Genomic DNA, 16,948 nt, shown 5'->3' with positions numbered 1-16,948 from the left:
CAGGCGTCATTATAATGACGTCATCGGTAAATGCCACGTTAACCGTAGATCAACTTGCCGTCACAGTGATGTATTTCGCACTATCACAGTGTTCCAGTTGCACGCAAAGCCCCGCCACCACTGCTTCCAGGCCCTGTTGGTCCTGTTCGTCGAAACGTTGATAAACTGTGCTGTCGATATCAAGAACGCCGATGATCTGACCTCTAACCCGCAGCGGCAGTACGATTTCCGCATTACTGGCCGCGTCGCAGGCGATGTGGCCAGGGAACGCGTGGACGTCGCCAACGCGCTGCACGCGATTTTCCGCCACTGCGGTTCCACAGACACCCTTGCCCACCGGAATGCGCACGCAGGCGATTTTCCCCTGGAACGGACCGAGCACCAGTTGGTTGCCGTCCATCAGGTAAAAGCCGGCCCAATTGACGTCGTCGAGACGCTCATTAATCAACGCGCTGGCGTTGGACAGTGCGGCAATGAAGTTGGTTTCCCCGTCGAGCAGCGCACTCAAATCGCGTTTTAATTCCGCGTAGAATTCTTCTTTTGTCATTAGTTAACCATGGTTATCCGTTCCCGTGCCGAATAAAGAGAGAAACACAGGAACCAGTCATAATGTATGCAAGCGGCAATAGATTTGATTTTCTATTGTATATCATGCAGGTAGTTTCGCTGTCTTGCCATTTTCCTGTCGGCTTGCCCCCAGCATAATTGCTATTGCGTCGCGTTGTCCAAAGCAATCATGAGACGTTTTGAAACAGGGAGTTAGCGCAAGGAACGACGGGTCAACCGCCATGAACTTTATTCTTTTAATATCAATGAATTGGTAGTTATGACGTTCAACGACGCTCAATGTCGGCCCTCCATTGCCCCGCCGGCAGCCCGCAAATGGCCGCCGTGGCTATAATGAAGCCATGTCCAGAAAGACCACCCCAGAAAATGCAGCGACGATCGCCGGCCCGCATTGTCCTTCCTACAAAAAATGCGTATAGCCATCGGGTTATTCATCTGTTGCTTCACAAACCCCTGCCGGGCAAGGTATGTTTGCCTCGCAGAAACCCTGTTTACCGCGCCGCGCTTTACCCGAAGCGGGTTACAGCAGGTTTATTTTTCAGCCACGCTATCCCTCCGGCGGGCTTTAGAGCAGCTTTGTCATGATGAAAATACACGCGATCACCGGCCCTCTTTCCAAAGCACGCCACCAGCGCTGTTGCGAATGCGACCTGCTGTTCGTGTTGCCGCCGCTGAACGGCAATCAGGCCGCTTATTGCCCGCGCTGCAATGCTAAAGTGGTGCATGGCCGCGACTGGTCGATGACCCGCCTGACCGCCATGGCGGTCGCCATGCTGCTGCTGATGCCTTTCGCCTTCAGCGAACCTTTGATCAGCATCCGCCTGTTGGGCACCCGCATCGACGCCAGCCTGCTGGAAGGCATCTGGCAGATGAGCCGCCAGGGCGATCCCCTTACCGCCAGCATGGTCGCTTTCTGTACCCTGGGTGCTCCGCTGACGTTGGCGCTGTCGCTGCTTTATCTGCGTTTCGGGCACGCGTTCGGCATGAATTTGCGTCCGGTATTATTGATGCTGGAACGGTTGAAAGAATGGGTGATGCTCGATATTTACCTGATCGGCATGGCGGTGGCGGCGATCAAAGTCAAAGAGTATGCCGATATCCAGGCCGGCAGCGCGCTGATCGCCTACCTGTCGCTCACTCTGCTCAGCATCCTGACCCTGATCCACGTCAATCTGGAACAACTGTGGGAACGTTATTACCCGCAGGAACAACCGGAAGGCCCGCCGGCGGCGCTGCATGTGTGCCTGTCGTGCCATTTCACCGGTTATCCGGACGAGCGGGGACGCTGCCCGCGCTGCCATATTCCCATGTGTCATCGCCAGCCCTATAGCCTGCAAAAAACCTGGGCGGCGTTGATTGCGGCGATGATCTTGCTGATCCCGGCCAACCTGCTGCCGATTTCAATCGTCTACGCCAACGGCGCACGGTTGGAAGACACCATTTTCTCCGGGGTAGTGTCGCTGGCGACCTCCGGCAACGCGCCGATCGCCGCTATCGTTTTTATCGCCAGCGTGCTGGTCCCCTTCACCAAAGTCATAGTGCTGATCACCCTGCTGTTCAGCATACACTTCAAGACCTCGCACAGCCTGAAGACACGCATTCGTCTGCTACGGCTGGTCACCTGGATCGGTCGCTGGTCCATGCTCGATCTGTTCGTTATCGCCTTAATGATGTCGCTGGTGAATCGCGACCAACTGTTATCTTTTACTATGGGGCCGGCAGCCTTTTACTTTGGTTCTGCGGTCATTTTAACTATTCTTGCCGTAGAGTGGCTGGATAGCCGATTGATTTGGGATGCACATGCAACAGGAAACGCCGAATACACCGACTGAAGCGCGGGTCAAAAACAAGCGCCGCATTTCGCCATTCTGGTTACTGCCGTTTATCGCCCTGCTGATCGCGGGGTGGTTGGTTTATACCAACTTTCAGGAACGCGGCAGCACGGTCACCATCGATTTCCAGTCTGCGGCGGGCATCGTCGCGGGCCGTACTCCTGTGCGCTATCAGGGGGTGGAAGTCGGCACAGTGCAGTCCATCAGCCTGAGCAAGGATCTGCGCAGCATTGTGGTTGAAGCCAGCATCAAGAGCGATCTGGAAGACTCGCTGCGCGAAGGTACCCAATTCTGGCTGGTTACGCCAAAGGCTTCACTGGCCGGGATATCCGGCCTGGACGCGCTGGTCGGCGGTAACTACATCGGTATGATGCCGGGCAGCGGCAAAGAGCAAACCCATTTCACCGCACTCGATACCCAGCCCAAATACCGTCTGAATACCGGTGAACTGATGATTCACCTGCATGCCGACGACCTCGGTTCGCTCAATACCGGTTCGCTGGTGTATTACCGTAAAATTCCGGTCGGCAAAGTCTACGACTACACCATCGCCGAAGGTAATAAGGGCGTCACTGTCGACGTGCTGATCGACCGCCGCTTCGCCAATCTGGTGAAAGGTAACAGCCGCTTCTGGAATGTTTCAGGCTTTAAGGGCGATTTCAGCCTGGCGGGCGCCTCGGTGCAAGTTGAGAGCCTGGCGGCGCTGGTCAACGGCGCAATCGCCTTTGACTCGCCGCCGGACGGCCAGCAAGCCAAGGCCGACCAAAGCTATGATCTGTACCCTGATCTGGCGCACAGTCAACGCGGCGTGAACATTACGCTTGATCTGCCGAGCGGCAATAACCTCAGCGAGAACCGCACCCCACTGATTTACCAGGGGCTGCAGGTGGGCACCCTGACCAAACTGACGCTCCAGCAGGACAGCAAGGTCACCGGCGAGCTGACCGTCGATCCCTCGGTGGTGGATCTGATGCGCAGCGGAACGCGTATTGTGATGCGCAGCCCGCGCCTCAGCCTTAACGACGCCAAAATCAGCCAACTGCTGACCGGCAATACCCTGGAACTGGTGCCGGGCGACGGTGAACCGCAGCAGCATTTCAACGTACTCGACAGCAGCGAAACCCTGTTGCAACAGCCGGGCGTGCTGACCGTGACGCTCAACGCCCCGCAAAGCTACGGCATCGACGTAGGCCAGCCGCTGATTGTGCATGGGGTTAAAGTCGGCCAGGTGATGAGCCGCGCACTGACCGACAGCGGCGTGGTCTTCACCGCCGCCGTCGAAGCCCAATACCGTCGCCTGCTGCATAAAGACAGCAAATTCGTGGTCAACAGCCGCGTCGACGTCAAGCTGGGGATCGACGGCATGGAAGTGCTGGGCGCCAGCGCGCAAGAGTGGCTGGACGGCGGCGTGCGCATCATCCCCGGCAGCAAGGGCGAACCGGTCGGCCAGTATCCGCTGTATGCCAACGCCGAGAAGGCCGATGCCGGCATTATCGGCAACAGCCCAACGCCAACCCTTACGCTGAACGCCGTCAGCCTGCCGGACGTGCAGACCGGTTCGGTGGTGCTGTACCGTAAATTCCAGGTGGGCGAGATCGTTAACGTTCGCCCGAAAGCCAACGAGTTTGAGGTGGACGTCTATATCAGCCCGGAATACCGCAAACTGCTGACCAGCGAAAGCATCTTTTGGGCCGAAGGCGGCGCCAAGGTGCAACTGAACGGCAGCGGCCTGTCGGTGCAGGCTTCGCCGCTCAACCGGGCGTTGAAAGGCGCCATCAGCTTCGACAATCTGCAGGGCGTGACGCTGGATAAAGGCGCCAAACGCGTACTCTATGCCAATGAAACCGCCGCCCGTGCGGTAGGCAGCCAGATTGTCCTGAGGACTTACGATGCCAGCAAGCTGTCGCCCGGCATGCCGCTGCGTTATCTCGGCATCGATATTGGCCAGGTGGATTCGCTCAAACTGGCGCCGGAGCGCAATGAAGTGCTGGCCAAGGCGGTGCTGTATCCGGAATACGTGCAGACCTTCGCACGTCTGGGCAGCCGTTTCTCCGTAGTGTCGCCGGAAATTTCCGCCGCGGGGGTCAGCAATCTCGATACGCTGCTGCAGCCGTATATCAACGTTGAACCAGGCCGCGGCCGCGAACTGCGCAGCTTCGAACTGCAGGAAGCCAGCATCACCGACTCACGCTATCTGGACGGCTTGAGCGTGATCCTCGACGCAGCGGAAACCGGCTCGCTGCAAGTCGGCACGCCGGTGCTGTTCCGTGGCATGGAAGTGGGTACCATCACCGGTTTCTATCTCGGCGCCATGTCCGATCGCGTTCACGTTGCGCTGCGCATCAGCAAGAAATATCAGCACCTGGTGCGCAACAACAGCGTGTTCTGGCTGGCCTCCGGCTACAACTTGCAGTTTGGCCTGACCGGCGGCGTGATCAAGAGCGGCACCTTCCAGCAGTTCATCCGCGGCGGCATTGCCTTCGCCACCCCGCCAACCATTCCGCTGGCGCCTAAATCGACGCCGAACAAACACTTCATGCTGAATGCGGAAGAGCCGAAAGACTGGAAAGAATGGGGCACCGCAATCCCGCGGGATTAAGCGCGTAACCCAATGCCGGCAGGGGGCACCCACTCCCCCTGTCGGCCCGTTTTTATGCTAGAATCCCGCCCTTATTTCGATTGCTGCCAGAGAGCTCGCCCCGTGGCCAAACCTGCCTCCGTTTTTTTGCCTCCCGCGTTTCTCGACGCGACGCGCGCCATTATGCCCGCCGAACTGTCGATGGACGATTTTATAGCCGCTTGCCAACGCCCGCTGCGCCGCAGCCTGAGGGTCAATACGTTGAAGATCAGCGTCGCCGATTTTCAGGCGTTGGTACAAGATTATGACTGGCGGCTGGAGCCCATTCCCTGGTGTGCGGAAGGCTTTTGGATCGAGCGTGAGGATGAAGAGTTGCGGCTTGGCAGCGCGGCAGAGCATCTGAGCGGCCTGTTTTACATTCAGGAAGCCAGTTCAATGCTGCCCGTCAGCGCCCTGTTCGCCGATCGGGAAAAACCGCGTCGGGTGCTGGACGTCGCCGCCGCTCCGGGCTCCAAGACCACCCAGATTGCCGCGCTGATGAACAATCAGGGCGGTATCGTGGCCAACGAATACTCCGCCAGCCGGGTTAAAGTCCTTCACGCCAACATCAGCCGCTGCGGCGTAAAAAACGTCGCGCTGACCCACTTTGACGGCCGGGTGTTCGGCGCGGCGCTGCCGGAAAGCTTTGATGCCATTTTGCTGGACGCCCCCTGCTCCGGCGAAGGCGTGGTGCGCAAAGATCCGGACGCCATGAGCAACTGGTCGCCGGAAAGCGTTACCGCTATTGCGGCAACCCAACGCGAACTGATCGACAGCGCTTTCCATGCACTGGCCCCAAGCGGCGTCATGGTCTACTCCACCTGCACGCTCAACGCGCAGGAAAATCAGCAAATCGTCAACGGCCTGCTGGCGGCGTATGGCGATGCGGTGAGCATTGAACCGCTGGGCGAACTGTTCCCCGGCGCGGAAAAGGCGCTAACCGCCGAAGGCTTCCTGCATGTTTTCCCGCAGATCTACGACAGCGAGGGATTCTTCGTGGCACGCCTGCGCAAGAACCACTCCGTTGCCCCGTTGCCGAAACCGAGTTACAAGTTGGGCAAATTCCCGTTCACCCCGCTTTCCGGCAAGGATTCGGCCGTGGTTAGCCAGGCCGCTGCGGCCTCTGGCCTCGCCTGGGATGAAACCAGCCGATTGTGGGCGCGCGATAAAGAGATCTGGCTGTTCCCTGCCGAACTGGAGGCGCTGATCAGCAAAGTGCGCTTCTCGCGTATTGCGGTGAAGCTGGCAGAGTCTTTCCCTAAAGGGTATCGCTGGCAGCATGAAGCCGTCATCGCGCTGGCCACCGCCGACGGCAAACAGCGTTTCGAGCTGGACGCCGCGCTGGCGCAAGAGTGGTATCACGGCCGCGATCTGTATCCGGAAACACCGCCGCAGAGCGATGAATGCATAGTGACCTACCAACAGCAGCCGCTGGGTATCGCCAAACGCATCGGCAGCCGGATTAAAAACAATTTGCCGCGCGAACTGGTCCGCGACGGCGCTTTGGATTTCCATCAATAATGTATTAGTTGGCCGGGAAACCCCGGCCAATTAATACCGTTAATAATATTCCTAAAGGTAAGTATTACCCTTCTAATAATTCTACATTTACGACATTGCGCTTCCCAGACTGCGCAATATCGATACCTTTCAAAATAAAGAAAATTTTTCGCCCCCCCGCCAAGACAATTCTGAATTCCTATTCTATTAATTAACCTATAAAGAAATTAATGCGTTCAGCCTTTCCGGATGGCGCTTTGCGGATCTCTCTGGCACAGCAAGGAATAAAAAATGAAAAAAACTCTGGTGGCATTGGCCTCGGTAGCAACCCTGCTGTGCGCAAACGGCGCAGCCCACGCAGCAGGCACCATTCAGGGCAACCTGGGGGTGACGTTAACCATCGGCGCAGGTTGCGTAGTGGGTGGCGGAAACAGCAGCGGCTCAGTCAATGATTTTGGCTCCATCAGCTTCGGCACCTACTCCTCGCTTGCGAATATTATCGACGCCAGCGCAACCGGTTCCGGCGGCGCAGGCACGCTGTCGCTGACCTGTACCAGCGGGACCGACTATACCGTAGCGCTGGACAACGGACTGCACGTGACCTCCGGCACTCAGCGCCGCATGGCCAGCGCCGCCGGCGCCTTTATCAATTACAACCTCTACCAGGATCAAGCCCGCGCTACCGCCTGGGGCAGCGGCGCCAACGCCCGAACCGGCACCGGTACCGGCGCGGCAGTTCCTCTGATTGTCTACGGCCGTGTCCCGGCAGCGGGCAGCACTCCGGCGGCCGATACCTATAACGATACCGTGACGATGACGGTAACCTGGTAAGGGTGCGGCAGGCGGTTTTCGGTTGCGGATTACTGGCGTTAAGTCTGGCGGTTTATGCCGATAGCAAAACCGCCAATATTGGCGTCAGCGCCACTCTGCTGAATGCGTGCGAAGCCGGCAGCAGCTCGGGGGGCAACGTCAGCTTCGGCTCGCTGAACTTTGGCACGGTGTATTTTCTCACTACCGCCGTCAGCGTAGCCGGGCAACAAAATGCCGGTGCCATCCGCGTGAAATGCAACAACGGCACCAGCTACAACGTGCTGCTCGGCGGCGGGCAAAGCGGCAACACCGCAGCCCGCTACCTGCAGAGCGCCGCCAACCAACGGGTAAACTACAACCTGTACACCAACAGCACCCACAGCGTCATTTGGGATAACCTGAACGGGGTGTCGCAAACCGCTAACGGCCAGGATAACTGGTTGCCGGTGTATGGCATGATCCCGGTGCAATCCACCCCACCGGTCGGCAGCTATACCGATACCGTACAGGTGACCATCAATTGGTAAAGGCAATGCGCATTTCAGCCTGCGGGCTGCTGCTCGGGATGACGGCGGCCCCGGTAATCGGTGACACCGGCGTCAACGACTTGCAAAAGAGCACGCCGTTTACCGTCAATGCGACGGTAGTGAAAGGTTGCGTCTTGGGCAGCGGCAACAGCGATGTCACCACCTTCGGCACCCTCAGCTTTGGTCAGATCTCTTCGTTGGCCAGCAATGTCAGCATCGTTTCCAGCGCCGGGGCTGGTTCAGTGCTGCTACGTTGCAACCCGGGCCTGAGCGTCACGCTGGCGCTTGGCGTCGGCAACAACATCACCGGTTCCATCTCCGCAGGGCGCAAACTAAAAAATACCCTGACCACGGAGACGCTGCTTTATCAACTCTACCAGGACAACAACTACTCCACGCCGTGGGGTGATGGCGGCAACGGCGGCACTGCGCAAGTGATCGCCGCCACCGGCAGTACTCAGGAAATAAAAGTTTATGCCCGTTTGTTTTCGGCCAGTACCTTGCCCACCAGTGGCACTTACAACGATACGGTCTTACTGACGGTAACTTATTAAGTATTTTGAATAAGGATTTAGCTATGCGTATCCCCTTCCGTCTGCCGTTGACGGCAGCGCTGCTGCTTGTCGGCCAGCAACAGGCATTGGCCGCAGCGTCGATTCTGATTTGGCCCATCGACCCGGTGATTGAAGATCAACAGCCCGCCACGGCGCTGTGGTTGGAAAACCGCGACACTAAACCGGTCTATATGCAGGTACGGGTGCTTGGCTGGAGGCAAATCGACGGTAAAGACGATTACAGTAACCAGAGCGAGGTGATCGCCAGCCCGCCGGTCGCTTCGATAGCGCCGGGCAAGCGCCAACTGATCCGGCTGATTAAGCAGACCCCGCCGCCCGCCGGCCAGGAACGCGCCTACCGCATTCTGATTGATGAGGTGCCGGTAAAAGAAAACGACAGTTCATCCACGCCCGCCGGCGCCCAGATGGGGTTGAAATTCCAGATGCGTTATTCCGTGCCGCTGTTTGTCAGCGGCCAGGGTGTATGGACCAAGCCGGATTCTGAAAAACCGCGCGACTACGCCACCGCCAACCAACCGCAACTCAGCTACCGGCTATTGCAGCAAAGCAGCCAACGTTGGCTGGAGGTGCGTAATCAGGGCATCGTGCACGCGCGTATCTCCAAAGTGACGATACAGGGAAAAACGCTCAATGCCGGGCTGATGGGTTACGTGTTGCCCGGTTCGCAAATGCGCTTTGCCGTACCGCCTTCAGGCAGTTTCAGCAGCGGTAACCTGCAGGCCACGGTCAATGACAATAAACAACCGATAACCTTCCCGTCTTACTGAGTTTCACATGCGGTTAACAGGGACGCCGTCACTCAGGAGCAACGGATTCGGGCTGAAGCCGTTGGCATTCGCCATACTGTGCGCAGTGGCCACACCGTGGGCGCCGCTGGCGCACGCCGATGATTTGCCGCCGCCGCCCAGCGCCATCAGCATGCCGGATACCACCCTGTATCTGGAGCCGGTGGTCAATGGCCGCCAGACCGGCAAAGTGGTGCCGGTGAACTACCGTGGCGGCCACTATTACCTCACGCCGCAGCAATTGATCGACGCCGGTCTGCCGGTGGCGGACAAGCAGGCAAAAGAAATTGCGGTCGATCTGTTGAAGCAGGTGGATGTCACTTACGGCGGCGAAACCCAGCAATTGCTGATCAACGTCCCCAACGACTGGCTTCCCAAACAAAAATTCAACGCGCAGAATCCGCTGGATCGCCTGCCGGCGCAAAGCAGCCTCGGCCTGCTGTTCAATTACGACGTTTACGCCAGCCAAAGCAACGCCAACGGCCAGCCGGGCTACCTTTCCGCCTGGAGCGAACAGCGGCTGTTTGACGGTTTTGGCGTGGTGGCTAACACCGGCATTTTCCGTGGCAGCGTTAACCGCTCCGCCGGCGATAGCCAGGAGAGCCGTTATATTCGCTACGACAGCCAGTGGCGATACACGGATGATGAGCGTCTGCTCAGCTATACCGCCGGCGATCTCACCACCGGCTCACTGCCCTGGAGCAGCTCCGTGCGTATTGGCGGTATCCAACTGGCGCGTAATTTTACCGCCCGCCCAGATCTGATCACCTATCCGCTGCCGCAGTTTTCCGGCCAGGCGGCGGTACCCAGCAGCGTCGATCTGTATATCAACAGCTATAAAAACAGCACCACCAGCGTCAATCCTGGCCCTTTCACCCTGGATACGGTGCCCTACATCAACGGTGCGGGCGAGGCCAGGGTGGTCACCACCGACGCGCTGGGCCGCCAGGTCAGCACCCTGGTGCCGTTTTATGTCGCCAGCAACCTGTTGCAGGCCGGCATGAGCGATTTCAGCGTTTCCGCCGGCGCCCTGCGCCGAAATTATGGCCTGAATTCAGCCGATTACAGCCAATGGGTGACCAGCGGCAGTGGGCGTTACGGCGTCACGGATTGGTTGACGATGGAAGGCCGCGCCGAAGCGGCGGCGGAACTGGCGGTGGGCGGTGCAGGTGCCGATATCCGCCTCGGCCAGTGGGGCGTGCTCAACGCGTCGTACAGCTACAGCCAGGCCGGCGACAGCGCGTTTAACGATTATCACCCTTCGCGGCAGATGAACTATTACGACCCGCTGACCGGCAAATCGCTGCCGCAGCCCGATCAACAGCCGGTCTACCAATACACCCGTAACCGGGGCGATCAAAGCAGCATCGGCTACACCTACAGCAACCGGTATTTCAGCCTCAATGCCCAGCGCGTCCTGCGCAGTGCCGGCTTTGGCGATATTTCGGTTTATAAGAGCGACTACCGCCTGAGCCGCCGTACCGATCAACTCACCGGCAGCCTCGGCCTTGGCCGCGCCGGCAGCATTGGCGCCGGCTATTTCGACGTGCGTGACGCTATCGGCACGCGCACCCGGCTGGTCAACTTCTCCTACAGCCTGTCGTTATGGCGCAACATGAGCCTGTATGCCTCGGTCAACCGGGAGATCGGCAGCAGCGGTTACAGCACCCAACTACAGCTCTCCATTCCCTTCGACAGTTGGGGCACCGCCAGCGTCAGCGCTTCCCGCGACAACAACAATCGGTGGAGCGAACGCGTCAGCTACAGCCGCGCCGCACCGACCGACGGCGGCCTGGGCTGGAACCTGGCCTACGCGGACGGACAAGACAGCAACAGCTACCGTCAGGCCGACATGACCTGGCGTACCCGCTTGCTCGAGGCCCGCGCCGGGATGTACGGCAACAGCGACGACTATACCCGCTGGGGAGAAGTGAGCGGTTCGCTGGTCATGATGAAAGGCGATCTCTACGCCACCAACACCATCAACGACGCCTTCGCGCTGGTCTCGACCCAGGGCTATCCGGACATTCCGGTGCGCTATGAAAATCAGTTGATCGGCGTGACCAACGCCAAAGGCTATCTGCTGGTGCCGACCGTGACCTCGTATTACCACGCCAAATTCCAGATCGACCCGCTCAATTTGCCTGCGGACGTTGCCATTCCTACCGTCGAGAAAACCGTGGCGATCCGCGATCACAGCGGTTTCCTGGTCGATTTTCCGGTCCAGCCGATCTCCGCCGCCGACGTCAAACTGGTCGATGCGCAAGGCAAACCGCTGGCCAACGGCAGTGAGGTTGCGGTTATCGGCGGCAGTCAACGCAGCTATGTCGGTTGGGACGGCATGGCCTATCTGGATCCGGTGCAGCAGCACAACCGGTTGAGCGTCATCCCCGCAGACGGCGGCGCACCTTGTCAGGCGCAGTTCAGCCTGACAAAAACGCAGGGCATCCAGAGCATCGGGCCGATCGTTTGCCAGTAACCCATTATGGAGAAAGATATGATTCGGGGATTCAAAGCGATATTACTGACGCTGATGCTGCTGGCAAGCCAGCGGGCGTTGGCCGACTGCGCCACCACCAATGGCAGCGTGACGCTGCCTGGCGGCAGCTCTTTTACCGTCTACAACGGCCAGATCAGCGCCCAGGGCACCGCCGGGCTGAACTGCACCGGCCTCGGTCTGTCGTTGCTGTCGCAAAACACCGTAACGGTGAAAATCACCTCGACCACCCACAATATGGCGATAGCCAACACCGACGGTTCCGGCGATCAAATTCCTTACCTGATTTACCCCGATTCGAACTACCAATACGCGTATAGCGTCGGGCAAACCATCGATTACAGCTCATTGAACCTGCTGTCGCTGATCCTCATCTCCTCCAACGTCAATTTCCCGATGTATGTCAGGACCACCGCCGGCGCTAACGTGCGTTCCGGCACCTATACCGATACCGTCAATCTGACCTGGAACTACCACATCTGTGGCCTGGGCGTGCTCGGTCTGTGTATCTGGTGGGACGGCGTCGACAAGCTCAGTACCATGACCATTACCGCCGTGATCACCAAAGACTGCCTGATTGGCACCGCGCAGAACGTCAATTTTGGCAGCATGGCGCTGGTGGGCCAGTTTAACCCGGTGAACCAGAGCATCACCCTTACCTGCACCAAAACCGAGGGTTACAACACCTATTTCACCAACGGCAATAACCCGGTCACCGGCTGGCGGCAGATGAAAAACGGCACCAGCAATTTCATGCAGTATCAAATTTACCTGCCCAATACCACCACCGTCTGGGACAGCACCAACAAACAAAGCGGGGCCGGTACCGGCCTGGCGCAGAGCATTCCCTATCTGGCGGTGATTAACGCCGCGCAAACCGAAAAGCCGGTCGGCGCCTATCAGGACAATCTCAGCTTTGTCGTGGAATATTAGCCTTATGCGCTAGTCGCTGACGGCGATTGTTGCCAGCTTGTATTTTTTATGTGGCATTTTTTGCTCATTTAGCTATGCTCAAAGAGATGGCCTTAACTGGTCATACCTCATACCAGCAGATCGAGCAAGGAGTTCCAATGGGCAAAACCGTGGTAAAAATAGGCAGTTTTGAGGTTGATGATGCACATTTGTCCTCCTCGTCCGAGCAGGCCAGCACGCTGACCATTCCCTGCAAGTCGGATCCCGACTTGTGCATGCAGTTAGACGGTTGGGATGAGCACACCAGCATTCCGGCGACGCTGGATGGCAAGCATTCGCTGCTGTTTAAGCAGCATTACGATCGGCAATCCGATGCCTGGGTGATGCGGCTGGCATGAACAACGATGAACTGAAAAACGCGCCGTGTACCGCAAGGAACACGGCGCGTTTTTTATGTGATGGCGATACCGCGACCGGCGAAGAAACGGCCAAAGCGGCTCAGCGGCAGCGTCACCTGTTGGCGCGTGGCTTGGCTGTCGCCGGAAGGATTGTGAAAGGTCACGTTCTCGGCCTCAACGGCGGTGACCAGCACCAGATGACCGCCCCGCTGCGGCGGGGGCAGCTCGGGCTGGCGAATGCCTGGGTGCACCGAAGCCATAAAATAGCGTTGCTGCGCCAGCAATTGCGGCAGCGCCTCCACGTCGAGGCCGACCCGCACCTCGGCGTCCAACGCAAACTGCTCACGCACATAGTCGACAAAGGGCGCGTAGATCAGCCCTTTGATACGTTCGCCTTCACGCACATAGGCACCGTACGGCAAGCTGCGGCGCGCCAGCTCCAACACCGGCGGCGCATCGCCGTCACGGTGGCTCAGGACCATTTTCAGGCAGGCCATACCGCAAACGTGATTGGCCCATTCGATATATTCCGCTCGATCGCGCGCCCCGCTGCGCGCCCAGTTGGCATCATCTGCCAAGGTCGCACGCCCGGCAATCAGATCGGCCGCCAGTTCAGGTGTTGCCCATTGGCAAACGTAGGGGACCGCCGTCGTCAAATCAGAAAGTCTCAATCACTTTGAAATTCATCAGCACCAGCGTCATATCCGGCGAGAACAGCTCGTACTCTTCAAAGAAACTCTGCAGCTCTTTACGCCAGTACGCCAATGAACGATCGCCTTCCCCTTCGGCATAGGCATGCGCTTCATCAACCTGATCGTAGGTTTTCATCTCTACCGAGGTCAGCTCTACCGCACAGACCGGAACATTTTTACCGTCAACGACCACAAACACATCGCCGGCCAGCGGGATACCTTCCCCGTCGAGATTGGAACAGGTGGCGGTCTTGGTGCCATTGAGGATCAGCTTGACCACATCATCGGCCTGCTGCTCGGTGTTGCCGAACGCCCAACGCTCGGTGTTCTCATATTTCTTCGGAATTGCCTCTGCCATTGCCTTACCTTATCAAATGAATCATTGTGCAGAGAGAATAGTACAACGTATTCCCCGCCGCCTGCACCTGCCGAATTCACCGCACGGCGGCGCAAACCCATACCCTTTACAGGCTTTTTACGGTAAATCTCTGTGCCTGCGCCGGGACAACAGGCATACTGTGGACGATATTCACACCATGGCTTACGGCCAGGCGGTAACATGAAAAATGACGACAAAGACCCCGATGACACCTTCAGTGACTTATTAAAAGTCATTGCGCTGGTCGTGATTGCTCTCTTTGTTATCGGCGGCTGGTATTTCAGCTGATCAATAGAACAGGAGATCACCTTGGCAACCAAACGCATGCGCACCAAGCACTGGAAGATGTTTTTGATTTTGTTGTTAATCTGCGTAGCCCTATTGTTATTGCGCTGGGCGGCAATGGTTTTCGGTTAACGCCAACCGGACGTCGACGCTATTTTCAGTTACGCCGTTCGCCCGGCGTTTTAGCCACCGGCTCCAGCAGCTCTCGCAGATAGGCTATTCGCGCCTCCCCCTGCGGCAACCACAGACGGCACAACCGATTTTGCACTTCTGCCCGCCGGCTCAGGCGATAGTATTCCGCCAGTTGATCGACCAGTTTCATCACGCACCCTCCAGATATTCGACAAGCTAAGTATTGGGCGAAAAAACCAGAAGAAACACTGATGCCTTATTTTTTATGCTTCCGGTTTTAGCGTTGTGCGACCGGTGCAGTGGCGAACCCTGGGCCCAACTGCTACATTGACCAAAAATCACCCAGCCGAGGTAAACGATGATGTTCTCGGAGCAGGAGATAAAACCCGTGTGGGATGAAGTCGCCCGTTTGATCGGTGACAGCGTGATGCAACTGCGCCATCGCGGCGAGGTGTTATCGGTAGAAACGCTGGCGAAGCACCTGGCGCGGCAGTTGGCTGAAAGCAACGATATCGAACGCCGGATCCTGATCGGTGCGGCGATCAACATGCTGAAAGATGGAAAGTGAATCGCCAACCGGAATGGTTGGCGATTCGGCAGAAGCCCGAGGTATGCAAGCCCGGCCTTCTGAGCGCTACTATGTCAGGCTGACCCGATGAAATTAATAGGAATTATCGCGTTTTTGCCAAAAATTACTGTTTTTGTTGCCTTGGCCTATCAACAGCAAAATAAAAAACCGGAGGAATCCCCTCCGGCTATCCATCATGAATGTTGGGCTCAGATTAACCAACCCAGCAATAAGGTCGCCCCAATCACCGTCGAAGCACCGCCAATGCGCGTGGCAATTTGCGCGAACGGCATCAACCCCATACGGTTGGACGCGGAGAGGATCGCCACGTCGCCGGTACCGCCCAACCCGCTGTGGCAGCAAGTGACGATCGCCGCTTCAATCGGGTACATTTTCAGGTAAGGCGCAATCAGGAAGCTCACCACGCCCATCGACAACACCACCGAACCGCAGACCACCACATAGCCCACCGAAAACACCGCCACCACGCTTTCCAGCGGCACATACAGCATGCCCAGGCCAATCATCAGCGGCCACACCAGGGCGGTAGAAACGAACTTGTAAAAACTGTGCGCGCCGGTTTCCATCGAGACCGGGATCACCCGGCAATATTTGCACAGCACGGCAAACAGAATCATCAGCACCGGGCCGGGAATATGCACAATGTGTTCAAACAGGCCGCCGACGATAAAGAAGGCGCAGATCACCAGCAGCCCACCGCCCATCAGTTGGAAATCGACATTGCCGTTGGTTTCCTTGATGGCGAACACCGCGTTTTCCTGCGCCGAGCGGATCAGCATGCCTTCCCCGCTCAGCGCTTTGCGCTGCAGGCCGATACGCGCCAATACCCCAGCCGCAACGATAGCGAAGATATTGCCCAACACCGCCGCCGGTGCCAGTTGCGCCACGTAAACGTCCGGCGTCGATCCCAAAATGGCGGAATACGCCAGCGACAGCGGCAAGATACCTTCACCTATGCCGCCACCGATGATTGGCACGATGATAAAGAAGAAGGTGTGATAGAAGGTAAAACCAAACAGCTTGCCCACCAGCAACCCGGTGACGATCGCCGTGACCGTGCCGACCACCAAAGGCACGAACATGCGGATCATGCCCTGGATCAGGATCACCCGGTTCATGCCGAGTATGCTGCCCACCACCAGACTGGCAATAACGAAGTACAGCAGGTTGGCTTCTTTCATCAGCAGATGGACAGTGCCCATCACGTTAGGCTGGAAGACGTTAAAGTAAACCAGAACCGAAGGCACCATCAGGCATAAAATGGCCGGGCCGCCGATATCCCGCAACACGGGAATACTTTTGCCTAAATGCGCCAGCGCAAAACCCAGCGTCATAATCACCGCCAGGCCGCCGATCATATTTTTCGGCAAGAAGTTGGCGTAGGCCGATACGGTAACAATGGCGCAAATAGTGATAAACAACGCGACCGGAACCGCGCCGATATCCATTTGTCTAATTTGATTAATTAATCCTGATGAATCAGGTAATGGCGTATTTTTTTCACAGGCAACTTCTGCATTTATCTGTTTCATTATTCACCCTGCTGACAAGTGTTCGGTGCGGAACGGTTCGCCTGACCACAAGCGAAGAACGTTATCAAACAAAAACAACTGTTTATCATAAATTTTATTGCGTATTTTCGTTTTTTAATAATGGAAAAAACAGTGGACAGCTCAGACAATATGATAAAAAATAAAAATACAAAACTAAATTGCGTCGCGTTAATTCAATATTGTGAGCCCCAACCAATGTTGGTTTTAATTAATTATCGTCAGCGTTTTGTAATTAAATTAATCAGGTTAAAATTCGCTGCTATGCTATAGATGGAAGTAAAAATCCGTGCGCTTATTA

17 protein-coding genes are annotated in these 16,948 nt (G+C 57.2%); 12 read left to right on the top strand and 5 right to left on the bottom strand.

What is annotated here, in order from left to right; all coding sequences use genetic code 11:
- Nucleotides 1-49: 49 nt before the first annotated feature.
- Entirely contained in the window at nt 50-547 is a 498-nt protein-coding gene (locus ACUTQW_RS03580) for a GAF domain-containing protein (RefSeq protein ID WP_006324884.1), read from the bottom strand.
- Between the two features lie 604 nt (nt 548-1,151).
- On the opposite strand from ACUTQW_RS03580, the gene yebS reads away from it, so the two are divergent.
- From yebS to ACUTQW_RS03530, 10 genes are all read left to right on the top strand, one after another.
- Nucleotides 1,152-2,399: a membrane integrity lipid transport subunit YebS gene (gene yebS / locus ACUTQW_RS03575; RefSeq protein WP_006324882.1), complete on the top strand. Its 1,248-nt coding sequence runs from the start codon at nt 1,152-1,154 to the stop codon at nt 2,397-2,399.
- The gene (locus tag ACUTQW_RS03570; protein WP_037432753.1) at nt 2,368-4,998 is read left to right on the top strand and encodes a PqiB family protein; all 2,631 of its coding nucleotides are present in this window, start codon (nt 2,368-2,370) and stop codon (nt 4,996-4,998) included. The genes yebS and ACUTQW_RS03570 overlap by 32 nt, the downstream gene beginning before the upstream one ends.
- Before the next feature lie 102 nt (nt 4,999-5,100).
- Entirely contained in the window at nt 5,101-6,537 is a 1,437-nt protein-coding gene (gene rsmF, locus ACUTQW_RS03565) for a 16S rRNA (cytosine(1407)-C(5))-methyltransferase RsmF (RefSeq protein ID WP_445654802.1), read from the top strand.
- Nucleotides 6,538-6,807: 270 nt separating this feature from the next.
- Nucleotides 6,808-7,347, top strand: coding sequence for a Csu type fimbrial protein (locus ACUTQW_RS03560; protein WP_004943503.1), 540 nt, complete (start codon nt 6,808-6,810; stop codon nt 7,345-7,347).
- 2 nt (nt 7,348-7,349) lie between these two features.
- Nucleotides 7,350-7,853 (top strand): Csu type fimbrial protein, encoded by a 504-nt coding sequence (locus ACUTQW_RS03555; RefSeq protein ID WP_006324879.1) that lies wholly within the window; start codon nt 7,350-7,352, stop codon nt 7,851-7,853.
- A gap of 5 nt (nt 7,854-7,858) precedes the next feature.
- Entirely contained in the window at nt 7,859-8,407 is a 549-nt protein-coding gene (locus ACUTQW_RS03550; RefSeq protein WP_004943498.1) for a Csu type fimbrial protein, read from the top strand.
- A gap of 23 nt (nt 8,408-8,430) precedes the next feature.
- Entirely contained in the window at nt 8,431-9,195 is a 765-nt protein-coding gene (locus ACUTQW_RS03545) for a fimbrial biogenesis chaperone (RefSeq protein WP_006324878.1), read from the top strand.
- Between the two features lie 7 nt (nt 9,196-9,202).
- A complete protein-coding gene (locus tag ACUTQW_RS03540; protein ID WP_407822029.1) occupies nt 9,203-11,692 on the top strand; it encodes a fimbria/pilus outer membrane usher protein in 2,490 nt (829 codons plus the stop codon).
- Between the two features lie 18 nt (nt 11,693-11,710).
- Complete coding sequence (locus tag ACUTQW_RS03535) at nt 11,711-12,643, top strand: Csu type fimbrial protein (protein WP_004943492.1); 933 nt, start codon at nt 11,711-11,713, stop codon at nt 12,641-12,643.
- A 137-nt stretch (nt 12,644-12,780) separates the two neighbouring features.
- The gene (locus tag ACUTQW_RS03530; RefSeq protein WP_004943489.1) at nt 12,781-13,020 is read left to right on the top strand and encodes a YebV family protein; all 240 of its coding nucleotides are present in this window, start codon (nt 12,781-12,783) and stop codon (nt 13,018-13,020) included.
- 53 nt (nt 13,021-13,073) lie between these two features.
- Here ACUTQW_RS03530 and ACUTQW_RS03525 read toward each other — a convergent pair whose 3' ends face one another.
- Together ACUTQW_RS03525 and ACUTQW_RS03520 are read right to left on the bottom strand one after the other, a co-directional pair.
- On the bottom strand, nt 13,074-13,676 hold the full coding sequence (locus ACUTQW_RS03525; protein ID WP_006324875.1) for a C39 family peptidase: 603 nt from the start codon (nt 13,674-13,676) through the stop codon (nt 13,074-13,076).
- A gap of 1 nt (nt 13,677) precedes the next feature.
- Nucleotides 13,678-14,070 carry an ASCH domain-containing protein gene (locus ACUTQW_RS03520; protein WP_004943482.1) on the bottom strand — a complete coding sequence of 131 codons (393 nt, stop codon included), beginning with the start codon at nt 14,068-14,070 and terminating at the stop codon, nt 13,678-13,680.
- A gap of 330 nt (nt 14,071-14,400) precedes the next feature.
- Between ACUTQW_RS03520 and yniD the strand changes: the two genes are divergently transcribed.
- The gene (gene yniD, locus ACUTQW_RS03515) at nt 14,401-14,508 is read left to right on the top strand and encodes a small membrane protein YniD (protein WP_020438901.1); all 108 of its coding nucleotides are present in this window, start codon (nt 14,401-14,403) and stop codon (nt 14,506-14,508) included.
- A gap of 25 nt (nt 14,509-14,533) precedes the next feature.
- Here the strand turns inward: yniD and ACUTQW_RS03510 are convergent, their stop codons facing one another.
- A complete protein-coding gene (locus tag ACUTQW_RS03510) occupies nt 14,534-14,698 on the bottom strand; it encodes a hypothetical protein (protein WP_004943479.1) in 165 nt (54 codons plus the stop codon).
- Between the two features lie 168 nt (nt 14,699-14,866).
- Here ACUTQW_RS03510 and ACUTQW_RS03505 point away from each other — a divergent pair, with 168 nt between their 5' ends.
- A complete protein-coding gene (locus tag ACUTQW_RS03505; RefSeq protein ID WP_004943477.1) occupies nt 14,867-15,076 on the top strand; it encodes a hypothetical protein in 210 nt (69 codons plus the stop codon).
- Between the two features lie 209 nt (nt 15,077-15,285).
- Here the strand turns inward: ACUTQW_RS03505 and ACUTQW_RS03500 are convergent, their stop codons facing one another.
- On the bottom strand, nt 15,286-16,629 hold the full coding sequence (locus tag ACUTQW_RS03500) for a 2-hydroxycarboxylate transporter family protein (RefSeq protein WP_006324873.1): 1,344 nt from the start codon (nt 16,627-16,629) through the stop codon (nt 15,286-15,288).
- Nucleotides 16,630-16,948: the final 319 nt, after the last annotated feature.

Source organism: Serratia sp. TSA_7 (assembly GCF_052692135.1).
The sequence above is the reverse complement of the archived record's forward strand: the minus strand, read 5'-3'. Positions and strand labels throughout refer to the sequence as shown.